This window comes from Coleofasciculus sp. FACHB-542, assembly GCF_014695825.1.
Taxonomy (GTDB): Bacteria; Cyanobacteriota; Cyanobacteriia; order Cyanobacteriales; family FACHB-T130; genus FACHB-T130.
Window position 1 is genome coordinate 29,473 of record NZ_JACJPB010000008.1, and the last position, 17,684, is coordinate 47,156.

The 17,684-nt window shown below is 45.6% G+C and carries 3 protein-coding genes; all 3 read right to left on the minus strand.

Annotated elements, in window-relative coordinates; genetic code table 11:
* Positions 1-53 precede the first annotated feature (53 nt).
* From H6F52_RS01060 to H6F52_RS01070, 3 genes are read right to left on the minus strand one after another with little or no spacing between them, the layout of a single operon-like run.
* A complete protein-coding gene (locus H6F52_RS01060; RefSeq protein WP_190531346.1) occupies positions 54-5,978 on the minus strand; it encodes a non-ribosomal peptide synthetase in 5,925 nt (1,974 codons plus the stop codon).
* On the minus strand, positions 5,968-10,776 hold the full coding sequence (locus H6F52_RS01065) for a non-ribosomal peptide synthetase (RefSeq protein ID WP_190531349.1): 4,809 nt from the start codon (positions 10,774-10,776) through the stop codon (positions 5,968-5,970). Before H6F52_RS01065 ends, H6F52_RS01060 begins: the two co-directional genes overlap by 11 nt.
* 3 nt (positions 10,777-10,779) lie before the next feature.
* Positions 10,780-17,454 carry a non-ribosomal peptide synthetase gene (locus tag H6F52_RS01070; protein WP_190531352.1) on the minus strand — a complete coding sequence of 2,225 codons (6,675 nt, stop codon included), beginning with the start codon at positions 17,452-17,454 and terminating at the stop codon, positions 10,780-10,782.
* Positions 17,455-17,684: the final 230 nt, after the last annotated feature.

Genomic DNA, 17,684 nt, shown 5'->3' on the forward strand with positions numbered 1-17,684 from the left:
GTCCGTTTTAATGGACTTCTGCTATTAGCTCGGAAATTTATTTCCGCGCGTTTCTATCCGTGCATTGCCTTGCGTTTGACTCGCTTTAACTTTTGCAGACTTGTCTGTGCTAGTTCTTTTTCTTGGGCGATTTGCTGTTGTTGTTCAGCTTGCGCGATCGCACTTGCAAGTTGTTCTAATCGAATGTTTGGTTGGGCCACGGCTTGTCGCAGAATAGCTTCTAAATTTCCGACGATTCGAGCAATCGTTGCAGCATCAAATAACTCGGCTTTGTACTCGAATGAGCCTTTCAAACCTGTGGGTGTCTCCGTTAAACCCAGCCTTAAGTCGTATCGCGCGATACCGCTGTAAAACTCAACTGGACCCAGGGTTAAATCTGGAAGTTTTACGTCTGGGATGGGGGCATTTTCCAGCGCAAACCAGACTTTAAATAAGGGAAATTCACTTTGTTTGCGATTGGGCTGTAACGCTTCTACTAGCTTTTCAAACGGCAAATCTTGGTGAACATAAGCGCCTAAAGTGACTTCGCGCACCCGCGCTAATAATTCTCGAAAGCTGGGATTTCCAGATAAATCAGTGCGGAGAACTAAAGTATTGACAAAGAAGCCAATTAGTGATTCTAGTTCAACGCAATCGCGATTAGCAATCGGCGAGCCGATGAGGATATCTTGCTGTCCCGTGTAGGCATAGAGCAAGGTTTTAAACGCCGCCGAAAGCGTCATAAATAAGGTAGCTCCTTCCCTCTGACTGAAAGCTTGAATTGCATCGCTCAAATCTTTGGGGAAAGCCAAATAATGGATAGCACCTCGATTTGACTGAACGGCGGATCTAGAGCGATCGCTCGGTAATTCTAAAACTGGTAAGTTTCCGCCTAACTGTTGTTTCCAATAACTTAAATGTTTTTCCAGTACCTCTCCCTGGAGATATTGCCGCTGCCAAACCGCAAAATCGGCGTATTGAATCGGTAATTCAGGCAGCACAGAAATTTCCCCAGTTGTAAACGCTTTGTAGAGTTCAGTCACTTCTTGCAGCAGCACCCCAATTGACCACAAATCGAAGATGATATGGTGCAGAACTAAAACTAAAATATGTTCTTCCTCACCGAGTTGCAGCAGTTGAATCCGAAACAGCGGTGCTTGAGTTAAATCGAAGGGTTGTAATGCTTCTTGGGCAATTAGTTGTTGAATTTTTACTTCTCGATCCGCCTCTGGAAAAGCTTGCAAGTCGATAATAGGAAATGTCACTTTCATAGCAGGAGCAATTTCTTGAATCGGTTGCCCTTCCATCACAAAACGGGTGCGAAATATTTCGTGTCGCCGCACAATTTCGTTAAAGCTTTGCTCTAGCGCCGCAATGTCTAATTGCCCTACCAGGCGAACTGGTGCAGGAATATTATAGTCAGGCGAACCGGGTTCCAGGTTATCGAGAAACCACAGCCGTTGTTGAGCAAAAGATAGCGGTAGTGGCTGATTCCGGGAAACACGCGGAATAGAACTAGAATCTAAACTTTGTTTTGCTTGCTGAGTTGAGGAAATTACTTCAGCTAATTCCGCAACAGTTGGTGACTCAAATAAAGTCCGTAGCGGTAATTCGAATTGGAATGTTTCTCGCAACCGGGAAGTTACTTGCGTAGCGAGTAGCGAGTGACCGCCTAATTCAAAGAAGTTATCAGAGGAACCTACCGGCTGCAGATTTAGAATTTGGGCATAAATATTGGCAACTGCTTGTTCAATTGGTGTACGTGGCGCAACAAAGGTTTTTTCCAGTTCTGGGCGGAATTGGCTGAGAGTAATAAGCGATCGCCTATCGATTTTACCATTCGGAGTTAGGGGAAATTCTTCCAACAAAATAAAGTTGGAAGGCACCATATATTCCGGCAGCTTTTCCTGTAAATAATCACGCAATTGAGGAACCAATTCACGAGTTAGTTTTCCTTGCAGCGGATTATTCGCATAGTTTCTCCAAGGTTTTACTTTGGCACTTGTTTCCAAGAATGCTAGAACTTTGTCTGGAGATGCTAATGTCTTTTGTACAAACACTACATCGTAATGGTCGCCGGAATAATTAAGGTGAATGCAGTAAGATAAGTCTTGACCTAGAGCCTGAATCTCATCCGGTTCAATTCCATATTGCGTATTGCTTTTTTGCAGTGATTTTCGCAAGTCTGCAACAGTTCCTCCCCCATCATTTTTAGCTAGCAATTCTAAAGTTTTCATCTCAAATACCAGACGCGCATTAGGAATTCCCGTGATTCCCAAAATCTCTGGGTTGGTTTCTTCCAGTAAGTGACGAATACCAAGAGTCGAATTTTGCTTCTGCCAATTTAGCCAAGGGAAATCTTGCAGACAATCGACTTCAGCGCCGATTCTAAGAATTACATCGTAGCGAAACTTGGTCAATTCATTCTGGTATTTACCTGGTTTTGGTTGAATTTGGACGTGACTAATTTTGGAAAATTCATGCTTCAGTGCTCTGAAAAATTCCGGATCGGTAATTAGTTCCTGCTCTTGTTGTAAGCGTTTTTGGATGCGCTGCCGTAATTCAGTTATAGAAAGGTTAGAGGGAGCTTGATGCAGTTGTACAGAAGCATGGAAAGCTTCTAATAGCGGCAAGCTACGCACATCCCCAATGAAGATAGAACCACCTGGCTTCACAGCATTTACAGCGCCTTCCAAGACGCGCAACAGATAGTCAGTGCTGGGGAAATACTGAATCACGGAGTTAATAATCACCACGTCGAAGGCACCCGCTTCTATTCCCTCAAAGTTATCTGCCAGTCGTCTATCTAGCGTTACCTGGGGCAGGTTTTGCGTTGTTAATTGCTGCTGAACATAGTCAAGTGCAGATTGAGAGAAGTCGGTGCCCAAGTAATGAGAACAATGAGGGCCAATGGGAAACAAAAGTAGACCCGAACCACAACCAATTTCAAGAACGCGAGAGGGTTTTAAGGCGAGAATTTGCTCAACAGTGCAGTCAACCCACATCCGCATTTCTTCGGCTGGAATTGGTAAGCCTGTATAGCTACTATTCCAACCACTAATATTCAAAGTATCTTCTTGAATATTGGAATTTTGGTGATAAGTCTTTTCAAAGACTGTTTCCCATTCCGATACCTGCTCAGAATGCCATTGTGTTTCTGGCAATTTATCTAAATCTTGAGGAAGTTGTTTTGTTGTCAAATAAGCAACAAGACGCTGAGTATTCAGGTCGTCCTCTTGAGCCAATACAACGGTTTGCTCAATCGCTGGATGTTTAGCCAATACAGCCTCAATTTCCCCTAGTTCGATGCGGAAGCCGCGAATTTTAACTTGATGGTCAATTCGACCTAAAAACTCTAGGTTGCCGTCAGGAAGATAACGAACTAAATCTCCTGTTTTGTAGAGGCGCAACCTCTCCCCCAATCCATCCCCTAGTAGGGCAGGGGCGTCAGGCTCCCCCTTCCTTCGTAGGGAAGGGGGCAGGGGGGTTAGGTTTTGATTAAATGGGTTGGCAATAAACTTTTCGGCTGTCAGTTCTGGACGATTGAGATAACCTCGCGCCAGTCCTGCACCGCCAAGATAGAGTTCGCCAGCAACGCCGATGGGGACAGGTTGTAGAGAGTTATCCAATACATAGACTTGTGTATTGGCAATCGGGCGACCAATAGGCGGAGTGCCTTGGCTACCGCGTTCGATTAAGGCGTATGTTGAATAGGTAGTATCTTCCGAAGGCCCGTAGAGATTAAATACCTGCTGGATGTGGTTTAGCTGATAGAGTTGCTGCACCAGGTGATTTGGCAGGGGTTCGCCAGCAAGATTCACGGTGCGGACTGTTGCGGGGATAGCGTTATCTCGGAGTAAGCACGCGATCGCACTGGGCACAGTATTGATTAACGTCACCCGATCCGCCACTGGTAAAGTCGGCAAATACAAGGCGTTTTCAGCCAGAATGACCGTACCACCACAGCTTAAGGGCACAAACAATTCAAAAACTGACAAGTCGAAGCAGATAGAAGTAGAAGCCAAAACCCCTGCCATATCCGCTGGTGTAAACACTGTTTTCGCCCAATCAATTAGCGCCACAGTGTTGTAATGTGCGATCGCAACCCCTTTCGGTTTGCCAGTAGAACCAGAAGTATAAATGATGTAGGCGAGGTTATCTGCGCTTACTTGAGTGGCAGGATTTTCCGGGTTTGACTGAGCAATCATGTCCCAGTCAGAGTCTAGAGAAACAACCTTCGCATTGTGTTTAGGAAGACTCTCAATCAGTTGCTGTTGCGTCAACAATACCGATGCTTGCGTATCCTCTAACATGAACGCTAAGCGTTCTTGGGGATACTTGGGATCTAGCGGTACATAAGCACCACCTGCTTTGAGAATCCCCAAAAGTCCAATCACCATTTCCAAAGAGCGTTCCATGCAGACGCCAACCAAAACTTCTGGTTTCACGCCGAGTTTTTGCAGGTAATGCGCTAATTGATTCGCTCGACTATTGAGTTCGGTATAAGTTAGCTGTTGATTATCAAAAATTACCGCAACCGCATCAGGTGTCTTTTGTACCTGTTGTTCAAATAACTGATGAATCGATTGTAGAGATGCGATTAATCGTGTCTCTACATTATCCTGCGCCTGAATATTGTTCCAGTCCAACAACAACTGATACCGTTCTGCGGCGGTCAAAATTGGTAAGTCGCCAAGACGCTGATTAGGATTAGCTGCAATACTTTCCAACAATGTTTGGAAATGCCCCAGCATCCGAGTAATTGTGGCGGCATCAAAACGGCGATCGTCGCATAAAATCCTGATCGACAATTTCGCTCCCGTTCCTGCCATGATGGTTAGGGGATAGTTTGTCTTCTCAAAAATCCGCAAATTGTCTATCTTCAGGTTCCGATTCTCTTCCCATTGCTCAGGCTCGACGGGATAGTTTTCTAAGGTGACAATGCTCTCAAAGAAAGATACGTTGGCAGGAATTTCACTCCATCCCTGAATTTTGACGAGAGGGCTATACTCGTACTGACGCATTTCTGCTTGTTGAGCCTGAAAACGATTTAACCAGGGCAAAAGTTCGGCTTCGGGATTGACATATACCCGCATTGGCAAGGTGTTGACAAACATCCCGACAATCGATTCCACCCCCACTAAATCGGTTGGACGCCCAGAAGAAATCGCCCCAAAAATTACATCCTGTTCGCCACTGTAGCGACTCAGCAGAATCGCCCAGGCTCCTTGCACTAAGGTGTTAATCGTTAAGCGATGCTGACGTGCTAAGGCTTCCAGAGCAGCGCTGACAGCCTGCGATAGCTTCATTTGCTGCTCGTTCTCGTTGTTTTCTAGACTCGCCTGATTGTGCATCCGGTCTAGTCCTAGAAGAGTCGGTGCGGTAAAGCCTTGCAGTGTCTTTCTCCAGAATGCTTCCGCTTTCGACAAATCTTGCTGCTGTAGCCAGGTAATGTATTCCCGGAAGGGACGGGGGCGTTCTAGGTGTAATTCTTGACCTTGGCAGAAGGCTTGATAAAAGGCGTAAACTTCCTGAAATACCAGGGGACCCGACCAACCATCTAAAAGGATGTGGTGATGGCTCCAAACCACTTGATAGGTATCATTTGCCAACCGAATCAAGGCGAGACGCATCAAGGGGGCTTGGGAAAGGTCGAAATCGCGATCGCGATCTGCCTGCAAAAACATTTCTAAGCGTTCTGCTTGCAACTCCTGCGAATGCCGCCAATCTTGTTCCTGCCAAATTAGTTCAGCTTGGCGGTACACCACTTGATAGGGCTTTTCCAAATCTTGCCAAAAGAAGGCAGTCCGCAAAATCGGATGTCTGTCGATTACGCTTTGCCAAGCTTGCTTAAACGCCAAGGCATTAAAATCTCCTTGCACCGTCCAGCTATACTGCTCGAAATACATTCCCGATTCCGGGGCGTACAGCGTATGAAACAGCAACCCCTGCTGCATCGGTGAAAGTTCGTAAATGTCTTCTAGATTTTCAACTTTCATGGCGGCTGCCTTTGGTAGATTGACTAATTTGGGCAAGCAACTTATCGAAGTCGCTGGTACTAGCTTTGGCGGCGATAAAGTCTGAGGGAGTGTAGCCACCTGCTTCTGGAGATTGACAGTGGGTAATAAGCGATCGCAACGCCTCTATATATCCCTCTGCCAGTCGCTGCACTGTTTCCCGGCGATGTACCGATTCGCTAAAACTCCATTCCAGGCGCAGTTGACCGACTGCAACTAATCCATTAATTTCTAATAGATAGGCTCGGCTTCCCCGTGGGCTGTAAAGGTTTCCAGTAGATTCAGAGGCGATTTTAAATAGCGAGGATGGCGGTAAACTTTGGTCGAATTGACCAAGATAGTTGAAAGTTACCTCCGCTTGAGGCAATGCTTTTAGTGCCAAGGCGACTTCTTCGCTGCTGAGGTAGCGCAACACACCATAGCCAAAGCCACGATTGGGAATCCGGCGGAGTTGTTCTTTAACTGCTTTTAAAGCTTCTCCGGGTTTGCAATTTTTACCTACATTCAGCAGCACAGGAAAGACTGAAGTAAACCAGCCTACAGTGCGGGATAAATCGATTGATTCTGAGAACGTCTCTCGTCCGTGTCCTTCCAGATCCACGAGAACCGAATCCATCCCCGTCCATTGTGAAAAAGCTTGTCCCAAAGCGGTTAGTAACACATCGTTTATTTGGGTGTTATAAACCTTGGGAACCTCTTGTAATAGAGCTTGAGTTTCTTCTTGACTCAAGCTAACGGATACAGTTTGAGCCGTATCCATTGTATTGATTCCGTTAGCATCTATTCCGTTAGCATCTATTCCGTTAGCATCTATGGGTAAGCAAGAAATCGGTTTTTGCAATTCTGTTAGCCAATAATTTAGTTCTTGCTTTAATGCGGCTGAATTTGCATATTCTCGTAGTTGTTCAGACCACTGTTTAAACGAAGTTATTTTAGGCGGAAACTGAATTGATTTGCCTTGACTGATTTGTTCGTAACTTGTCTGTAAATCTTCAAGTAAAACTCGCCAGGAAACACCATCAACCGCTAAGTGATGAATGACAATTAGTAAACGGTTCGGCTGATTGTCGCCAAGCTCAAATAAAGCTACTCGAATCAGCGACCCTTCAGATAAATTTAAGCTAGCTTGAAGTTCATTAGCCGTATCTTCAATCGCTTGTTTTTGCTGAGTTGCTGACAGGTTAGAAAAATCAAGTTTGATGAGTGGTATTACTTCATCAACATCAGCGTGAAACTGTTGCCAACCGGATGCATCCTTAACAAAGCGCAATCGAAGTGCATCGTGATGTCTCAGTAATGCCTGTACTGACTTCTCTAACCAAGTAACATTCAATTTTTGCCTGGTTTCTAGCAAAACTGCCTGGTTCCAGTGGTGAGCATCGAGTAGATTTAGCTCAAAAAACCATTGTTGAATGGGTGTTAAAAATACCGTTCCAGTTACGATGCCTTGTTCCGCTTCAATTGTCGTCTGCGTCGTCCCTGCTACCGCCGCTAACTCTGCGATTGTTTGATATTGAAAAATCTGTTTTGGTGTTAGTTGTAGCCCAACATCACGCGCTTTAGAGATTATCTGAAGACTCAAGATCGAATCTCCACCTAACTCGAAAAAGTTATCGTGAATGCCAATTTTATCAACTCCCAGAACCTGCGACCAAACTCTTGCGAGAACTTCCTCGGTGATGGTTTGAGGTACCGTATAAGCTGCTTCGACTTGGGAACGAGTGGGATCGGGAACTGGAAGCGATCGCCTATCTAATTTGCCATTAGGTGTTAGTGGTAAAGTCTCCAACACCACAAAAGCCGATGGCACCATATAATGCGGTAGCTTTTCCTTAAAAAAACCACGCAATTCTTTAATTAATTCTGAATCTTGTAGGGACGTGCAGCCGTGCGTTTGCCTTAATTCAACATTACTAATATTCCTCACTATATAAGCAATCAAGCGTTGGTTTCCAGGTTCATTCTCGCCAGCTAAAACCACAGCCTCACGCACCGCAGGATGTTGACTTAACACCCCCTCAATTTCTCCTAGCTCAATCCGGTAGCCGCGAATTTTTACTTGATAGTCAATTCTGCCAATAAACTCAATATTCCCATCAGGCAGAAACCGCGCCAAATCTCCAGTTCTATAGAGACGGGACTCTGGCTCATTACAGATTTCTTGTCCCCCCTCTCCGCAAGCGGAGAGGGGGCTAGGGGGTGAGGTTCTGACTCTAAAAGGATTAGAAATAAACTTCTCTTGTGTCAACTCAGGACGGTTGAGATAACCCCGCGCCAAGCCAGCACCGCCAACGTACAATTCGCCAGGAATGCCGACAGGTAGTGGCTGTAAATGGGAGTCTAAGATGTAAAGCTGAGTGTTGGTAAAGGGACGCCCAATTGGTACTAACTGCTCACTCGATAAATTAGACGTCCCTTCAAAATAAGAACTATCAATCGTGGCTTCTGTCAAGCCAAAAGAGTTAATCAGTCGCGTCTGACTTCCACAAAATTTGCGATTTCTTTCATACTCTCGTACATACCAACTATCAGAGCCGCAAATTAGCAGCCGCATAAAATCGAGACGTTTTTTGTTATCTTCTACATATTGAACTAAACCCCTTAAAACAGCCGGAACAAATTCCGCACAATTCACTTTTTCCTGGATCATCAACTCATAAAGCTTTGGCGGCTCTAGTAAGAATTCGCGGGGACACAGAACCAACTTCCCACCAGAACATAAGGCGCGAACGAAGTCTCCTGTAAATACATCAAAGGAGAAATTCGCCATCTGAAGGTGACAACTTGATGCAGCGCGAAGTTGATAAGTTTCTTCCCAAGCTAGATAGATACTAACCAGGCTGCTATGCTGAATCATCACTCCTTTAGCTTTGCCAGTAGAACCGGAGGTATAGATGATATATGCCAGGTTCTCGGCAGCCACTTTGGTAAGTGGATTCTTGGTACTATTTTGTGAAATTACCTCCCAATCTGCATCCAGAGACACAACTTTTGCTTCATGTTGAGGCAGACTCTTTAACAACCAATTTTGAGTCAGCAACACAGGCACTTGGGTATCTGACAACATGAAAGCTAAGCGGTCTGAAGGATACGCAGGGTCTAGCGGTACATAAGCGCCCCCCGCTTTGAGAATGCCTAAAATTCCGACGATCATCTCTAGGGAGCGTTCTACACAGATGCCAACCAAAACTTCTGGTTTGACCCCTAATTTTTGCAAGTGATGCGCTAGTTGATTCGCCTTTACATTGAGTTCTGCATAAGTTAGTTGTTGGTTCTCAAATACAACGGCAACTGCATCTGGTGTCTTCTCTACCTGCGCTTCAAATAACTGATGAATACAGAGATTTTGAGAGTAATTCGCTTGGGTGTCATTCCAGTCAACTAGCAACTGATGCTGTTCGGCTTCTGTTAGTAATGGCAAGTGTGATAGGGGGCGATCGCAATCAGCAACAATACCTTCCAGCAAGGTTTGAAAATGCCCCACCATGCGAGTAATCGTGGTTGCGTCGAACAAATCGGTATTGTACTCAAACGAGCCAATCAGTTCTTCTCCCCGTTCGACCATATCCAGGCTCAAATCGAACTGTGCAGTGCCGCTGTCCACTTCCAAGGGAGTTAGGGTTAGTCCCGATGCTAGCTGCATGGCTGGCATCGGAGCGTTGTTAAGAGCAAACCACACTTGAAATAGAGGATTTTGGCTCAAATCTCGCTCTGGTTGGAGTTCTTCTACTAGCTTTTCAAAGGGCAAATCCTGGTGAGCATAAGCACCTAACGTTACTTCCCGAACTCGATTTAGTAACTCTTTGAAAGTGGGATTACCACTTAAATCTGTTCGCAGCACCAAGGTATTGACAAATAACCCAATTAGTCCCTCAACTTCCTCTCGATTGCGATTAGCGATCGCGCTCCCCACAATCAGGTCATCTTGGTTTGTGTAGCGGTGTGCTAGCGTCTTGAATGCCGCCAGCATTGTCATAAACAAAGTCACACCCGTTTGCTGACTTAGAGATTTGAGCGCTGCTGTCAAGGTTTTGGAGAGGACAAAAAATTGCTTTTTCCCCGTGTAAGACTGAATAGCAGGTCGAGGGCGATCGCTTGGCAGTTGCAGCACTGGCAAAGAACCGCTCAATTGTTGTTTCCAGTAATTAAGCTGAGTTTCCAAAACTTTCCCCTGAAGCCAGTCGCGCTGCCAAACAGCAAAGTCTGCATACTGAATTGGAAGTTCCGGAAGCGGTAAGGGGTTGCTATTAGAAAAGGTTTCGTAAAGTGCTGCCATTTCTCGCAGAAACACACCCAAAGACCAACCATCCGAGATGATATGGTGCATGGTCAGTAGCAACACATGATCTGCTTCATCTAGTCGTAACAGCGTGACTCGCCACAGAAGAACTTTAGTTAAATCAAAAGGTTGTTGGATTTCCTCATTTGCTCTTGCATAAATCTCAGCTTCTCGCTCACTTGCAGGTAGCGCTGTTAAATCTACAATCGGCAAGTTTAGAGTCAAGCTGGCTCGGATAACTTGCACTGGCTGACCATCTTCAACCGCAAACGTCGTCCGCAAAGCTTCATGGCGTTGCACCATTTCATTGAGACTTTGCTCCAAAGCAGCAATGTTCAGCTTCCCTGTAAGGCGGACAGCGGCAGGAATGTTGTAGAAAGGACTGCCTGGTTCAAATTGATCCAGAAACCACAATCTTGCTTGTGCAAAAGAAGTCGGAAGAACGAAAATATCGTCTTCTTGAATGTCTGTTGTAGCATCCCAGGAAGAATGCAATGTCATCGTTTACTCTCCCTTTTTTGATTGATTATGGGAACCGCGTCGAGCCGTTCTGAAAATTGGCTGAATCGCCGCTTCCTGAGCATCAGCGTTACTCTCTTTGGTTTGTGAAATGCTTTCAGCAAGTCCAGCAATTGTTGGCAACTCAAATAGATTTCGCAAAGGAATTTCTACTTGAAATGTGCGACGCACCTTAGAAATCAGTTGAGTTGCGACTAAAGAGTTACCGCCTAACTCAAAGAAGTTGTCGTGAATGCCTACCCGCTCAAGGTCGAGAACTTCAGCCCAAAGTTGCGCTAGTTTTTCTTCAAACGGATTCCGGGGAGGTATATAAGCAACTGTTGATAAAGATAGATTTTTCGGTGCAGGTAATGCTCGACGTTCGATTTTGCCATTTGCAGTTAAAGGTAACGCCTCTAAAAACATAAACGCAGATGGCACCATATAACTCGGCAGTTTCTGCTTCAAGAAGTCCCGTAGATCGTGAATGTCGGGTGCTTGTTCTTTCGGCACAATGTAAGCGACTAAACGCTTGTCACCTGGGTTATCCTCCCGCAACAAAACTACTGTTTCTCGTATAGCTGGGTGCTGCATTAGCGCTGCTTCAATTTCTCCCAGTTCGATGCGGAAACCCCGCAGTTTTACCTGATTGTCAATCCTGCCAAGAAACTCAATGTTGCCATCAGGTAGATAACGCGCCAAATCTCCAGTTTTGTATAAGCGACTCTCCCCCAAAGAGTCCCCTGCTAAGGAATCGGGCTGAATCGTTAGGTTTTTAAACGGATTAGGAATAAACTTCTGTTGTGTCAAATCAGGACGATTGAGATAGCCTCGCGCTAAGCCAACGCCGCCGATGTGGAGTTCCCCAGGTACACCGACTGGGACAGGTTGCAGGTGCCTATCGAGGATATAAAGTTGAGTATTCGCGATCGCGCGACCAATCGGAACGATAGGGAGTTCGCTTTCCCGTTGACAAGCCCAATACGTGACATCAATGGCTGCTTCCGTTGGACCATAAAGATTGTGTAATTGGGCGTCCAACCGCGCAAAGAACCGTTGTTGAAGTTCGTAGGATAAAGCCTCACCACTGCAAATCACTCGTTTGAGACATTGACATTTTTGCACTTCCAACTCTTCTAGGAAAATCTGAAGCATTGGCGGCACAAAATGAATCGTAGTGATTTCTTCCTGGGCAATCAGCTCCACTAAATAAGCGCTATCTTGATGTCCTCCTGGTTTAGCGACAACCAGACGAGAACCCGTTATCAAAGGCCAAAAGAATTCCCATACAGAAACATCAAAGCTGAAGGGGGTTTTCTGTAAAACTCGGTCAGTTTGTGTTAGTTGATAAGTATCTTGCATCCACAATAAGCGATTGCAGATACCGCGATGGGTATTCATCCCCCCTTTGGGAGTTCCTGTGGAGCCAGAGGTATAAATAACGTAAGCTAAATTTTCTGCCGTCACCCTGCTAGAAGGATTTTCTAAGCTCTCTTGGGCAATGATTTCCCAATCTGTATCGAGACATAAAACTTGAGCATTGTGTTTGGGAAGATTTTCAACTAAATGCTGTTGAGTTAACAGCACGGGAACCCCAGCATCTTCTAGCATAAAAGCTAGGCGTTCTGGAGGATAGAATGGATCTAGCGGAACATAAGCTGCACCTGCTTTCAGAATGCCAAGTAGTCCCACCACCATTTCTAGGGAGCGTTCCATACAAATACCAACCAAAACTTCTGTTTTTACGCCTAGCTTTTGCAAGCGATGCGCTACTTGGTTAGCTTGTTGATTTAATTCCCGATACGTTAATTGTTTTCCTTCAAAAACAACAGCAATATTATCTGGTGTTTTTTCTACCTGAGCAGCAAATAATTGATGGAGACACGCATCTTTCGGGTAGTCAACTTGAGTGTCGTTCCATTCTACGAGTAACTGATGTTGTTCTTGCTCAGAAAGCAGAGTGGATAACTCATAACGTGCCGAAGGTTGGCTTACCATGACTTCAAGAGTCTTAGCGTAATATCCCCTAATCGCCTCTCTTTCCTCTTGAGAAAATGAGGCTTGATATTCCAGCTTTACTTGAACGCGATCGCTTACCGGATTCAAGACAAAATTAGCAATTAAAGCAAAATTTGTTTCCTCAAAAAATGCTGCATCTACTATCTCAATCTTTTCCAAACCTAAAAAACTTTCATAAACATGAAAATGCGTAAAGTTAAAAGCTGTTTCAAAAAGCAACTGCCGATTCAAGACTTTCTGCAATTCTGGTAGAGGATAACGGCGAAAAGGAAGCAATTCCCGCTCAGAAGCAAAGGTTTGTTTTACCAAGTCTATCCAGGTTCCTCCTGGCAATTCTTGACAAAAGGGTAGGGTGTTTAAGAAAAGTCCGATAACCTTTTCACCATCTTCTTTTTCTAGTCTGCCATTAGAGACTAACCCAGTTAAAACGGCTGATTGACCGCTCAATAAACTTAATACTCGCAGATGTGCTGCAAGCAGAACACTTTTTAGGGGAACGCCTGCGGATTCAGCGAGTTGCTTTAAACCTGAGGAAGTCTCAGAAGAGAGGAAAATTTCCTCCGCGCAGGATTTCTTTTGATGCGTTTCTTCAGTGGGAGGAAACCAGCGAGGCAGTTTAGTAATCGTGCTGTCTTTTAACTTTTCGCTCCAAAAGTGGCGGCATTCCTCGGAAGCGATCGCTTCCCGTTCTAAAGATACAAAGTCTCGGAAATGACTAACGGGTGATGGCAAAACTTCCAGCGTTTCTTCGCCTTCTAGCAAGGCAGAATACTGTTGAAACAACTCGGAGAATAAAGAAGCGACACTCCAACCGTCGAGAATCGCATGGTGGAAGCTGAGAGTAAGTTGAAAGGTTGCCTCACTGCGGCGATGTACGTGAAATTTCAGTAGCGGCGGACGAGTCCAATCAAAGTTTCGGCTTTTTTCGATTTCAAACCAGTGAGTGAGTGCATCTGCTTCAGAATGACGCCAATCCTCTACTTGCAGAGGAACTTCAACTGTCTGATGAACAAGTTGTAGAGGATCTTTGAAAGTAGTTAAATCGAAGCAGGTGCGTAACACTGCATGACGACTGATTAGATATTTGATAGCTGTTCGCAATGCTTCGAGGTCAAAAGTTGCTTGCACCTGGAAGCTTACAATGTCGTGATAAACTGCTGTTTCTGGGCTGTATTCGCTATGGAACAGCATCCCCGCTTGCAACTTGGTGAGGGGATAGGCGTCCTCGATTCCATTGGGTAATTTTTGACGATCTGCTTCCGAAATCAGGCTAAAAGGTGCAACGGGAGCAGTCTTTTCAATTTCACTTGCTTCTAGATGTGGTGCAAGTTCAGAAATCGTCTGATATTGGAAGAGTTGTTGTATAGAGAAATTTAAGCCTCGGTTTTGCACAAGCGATCGCACTTGTATACTCCGAATTGAATCTCCACCCAAAGCAAAGAAGTTGTCGTGGATGCCAACTTGCTCCAGGTTGAGAACTTCGCGCCAAACTTCCGCTAACACCTGCTCTGCGGGCGTTCTAGGTGCCACAAACGCATCGTCTAAGTTGGGTCTGGCTACCCCCGGAGATGGCAATCCTTGACGATCTACCTTGCCGTTGGGAGTGAGCGGTAAAGACTCCAAAGTCACAAAGGCAGATGGGATCGAATACTCTGGCAGTTTCTGTTGTAAGTAAGAGCGCAATTCGCTAACTGTGGGGACTGCTGCTGATTTAGGAACAACATAAGCCACCAATTTAGGTCCCGATTCATCTTCCCGAATTAGCACCACCACGTCTCGAATTTGGGGGTGCTGTGCTAACACCGACTCGATTTCTTCCAGTTCAATCCGAAAGCCTCTGAGCTTGATTTGGCGATCGCATCTTCCCAGATACTCAATCGTGCCATCAGTTCGGTAACGCGCCAAATCCCCCGTTTTATAAAGGCGCGACCTCTCCCCCAGCCCCTCTCCTGCTAGGAGAGGAGAGCCGGACTCCCCCTTCCCTCGCAGGGAAGGGGGTTGGGGGGTTAGGTCTTTAAACGGATTCGGAATAAACTTCTCTGCTGTCAGTTCTGGACGATTTAAATACCCTCGCGCCACTCCTGCACCGCCGATATGTAGCTCACCAATTACGCCAATCGGGACAGGTTGCAGATTCTTATCCAAAATATAAAGTTGCGTATTCGCAATCGGACGACCAATCGGAATCGATCCAGATTGATACTTGCCTAAAGGAACTTGATAAATGCAGCATCCCACAACAGTTTCTGTAGGCCCATATTCATTTACCAATACAGTATCCGGAGCAAATTTTTGCCAAAATTCAAGGCTTTGAGCTAAAAGATTTTCGCCGCCAATGATAAAGGCTTTAGTTTGACTCGCCGCTTCTTCTGGTGTTAACTGATGACGCAGCAAATCTAACTGAGCCGGGGTAATTTTAACTAAACTAAAGTCACTACCCTGCCGTAGCGCCATACTCAAAGCTTCGATACCCTGCACTTCAGACAGCAAGATTACCCGATTCCCCACTAATAAAGGTGAAAATAACCCGGTAATCGTCATATCGAAGCTCAGGGAAGAGTGAACTGGAGTGCCTTTCCCAGCTTCGACGGCGTAAGCTTGCGAACACCAACTTAAGTAATTAACCAGTCCTCGATGGGGAATCAAGGTTCCTTTTGGCTTACCTGTGGAACCGGAAGTATAGATGACGTAAGCGAGGTTATCGGCGTTAACTTCTCTGGCTGGACTGGCTATACTTTCTTGAGCAATGCAATCCCACTCTGCATCTAAACAAATAACTTTAGCGGTGTGGTGAGGTAGCTTTTCGACCAAATGCTGTTGAGTTAACAACACGGGCATCTGAGCGTCAGACAGCATGAAAGATAGGCGCTCTTGGGGATAGGAGGGGTCTAACGGCACATAAGCTCCCCCTGCCTTGAGAATGCCGATGAGTCCGACCATCATCTCCAAAGAGCGTTCTACACAGATGCCAACCAGAGATTCCGTTGTTATCCCCTGTTTTTGCAGATAATTCGCCAGTTGGTTCGCACGTTCATTTAATTGTTTGTAGGTGAGATGTTGCTCTTCAAATGCGAGGGCGTTCGCGGAGCGTGCGGTTAGCGCGATCGCATCCGGTGTTTTCTCGACCTGCTGTTCAAACAATTGATGAAAGCAGCTATCGGCAGGGTAATCAGTCTGAGTCTGATTCCACTCCACCAACAACTGATATCTTTCAGCCTCCATCAATAAGGGCAAATCCGACAAACGCCGATCGGGATTCGCCACAATACCTTCTAGCAGCGTTTGAAAATGCCCCAGCATCCGAGTAATCGTGGCTTCATCAAACAAGTCAGTGTTGTACTCTAATGACCCTGTTAGTCCTTGTTCGGTATCCGTTATCTCTAGGGTCAAATCAAACTTCGCTGTGCCAGTTTCCACCTCCAAAAGGCTCAAACTCAGACCTGGTAACTGCAACGCTGTTTTAGGGGCAGTGTGGAGGGCAAACATCACCTGGAACAGGGGTGTATAACTGCGATCGCGACTTGGCTGTAGTTCCTCTACCAGCCTTTCAAAGGACAGATCCTGGTGAGCATAGGCTTGTAGCGCCACTTCTCGCACCCTCGCCAGCAATTCTCGAAAACTTATGTTTTCAGACAGCAGCGTGCGTAAAACTAGCGTGTTGACAAAAAACCCAATCAGATTCTCCGTTTCCCTCTGGCTACGATTGGTCATGGGAGCGCCAATCGAGATGTCTTCCTGCCCCGTATAGCGGTAAAGCAGCGTGTTAAAAGCCGCTAATAGCGTCATAAACAGCGTGCTTTCTGACTGCTGACTCAACGTTCTCAGCGATAAGGCAAGCGGTTGGGAAATGGTGAAAAATTGCCTAGCGCCCTTAAAAGTATTAACAGTTGGTCGCGGTCTATTTGTAGGCAGTTCCAGAATTGGGGAAGCACCCGTTAATTGCTGCTTCCAGTAGTTAAGCTGAGTTTCTAGAACTTCTCCCACAAGCTGCTGTCGTTGCCATGCAGCAAAGTCGGCATACTGAATCGGAAGCTCAGGCAAAGGTGAGGGCTTGCCTTGAGAAAAAGCTTCATACAATGCTGCCAATTCTTGAATAATCACACCACGAGACCAACCATCAGAAACGATGTGGTGCATCGTGAACAGCATTAGGTGTTCTGTCTCACTCAGCTGCAACAGCTTCACTCGCAGCAGTGGTTCTTGTGATAGGTCAAAAGGTCGTTGCGCTTCCTCCTTTTTCACATCTTCTAATAACTGCTGCCGTTCGTTTTCAGGCAAATCCCGCAAATCAATTACGGGCAGATTTAACGCCAAATCTGAAAGCTTTTCCTGCACGGCTTGCCCCCCCACCGCTCTAAAACGGGTTTGCAGAACTTCGTGGCGTTGCCGAATTTGATTCAGGCTTTGTTCCAGCGCTTTTACATTCAAAAATCCTGTCAATCGTATAGCGATGGGGACGTTGTAAATAGGGCTATCTGGCTCTAGCTGATGAAGAACCCACAGCCGTTGCTGATGAAAAGATAAAGGCAACGACTTGGAATCTTTTCGTTGAGAAATTGCTTGGGTTTTAACAGGAGTCAAACCCTTTTGTTTAAGTCGTAGTTCTAGTAACGCCCGTTGTTCCGGAGATAAAGCAGCAATTCTTTGAGAAATATTATTCATAATTAATCACCTATAAAAGCTTAGTGCTTGAAAAAGAAGTGAGAGCATATAGCATTTCCATTTGATTCGTGAGATTTTTTAAACGAACCGCAGAGGACGCCGAGGGCGCAGAGGAAAGAGAAGAAGAGAGAAGATGAGTTCGCGAATCAAATAGGATTGCTATATAGCACCATAAACAATTTGTAAGATTTTCCATTTCTCTTCCTCTCTTCCTGGGCGCTCTTTGCGTC

Bases quoted from the DNA above. Each gene is read 5' to 3' on its own strand.
- H6F52_RS01065 (WP_190531349.1), bottom strand. From the start codon at position 10,776: ATGACATTGCATTCTTCCTGGGATGCTACAACAGACATTCAAGAAGAC.
- H6F52_RS01070 (WP_190531352.1), bottom strand. From the start codon at position 17,454: ATGAATAATATTTCTCAAAGAATTGCTGCTTTATCTCCGGAACAACGG.
- H6F52_RS01060 (WP_190531346.1), bottom strand. From the start codon at position 5,978: ATGAAAGTTGAAAATCTAGAAGACATTTACGAACTTTCACCGATGCAG.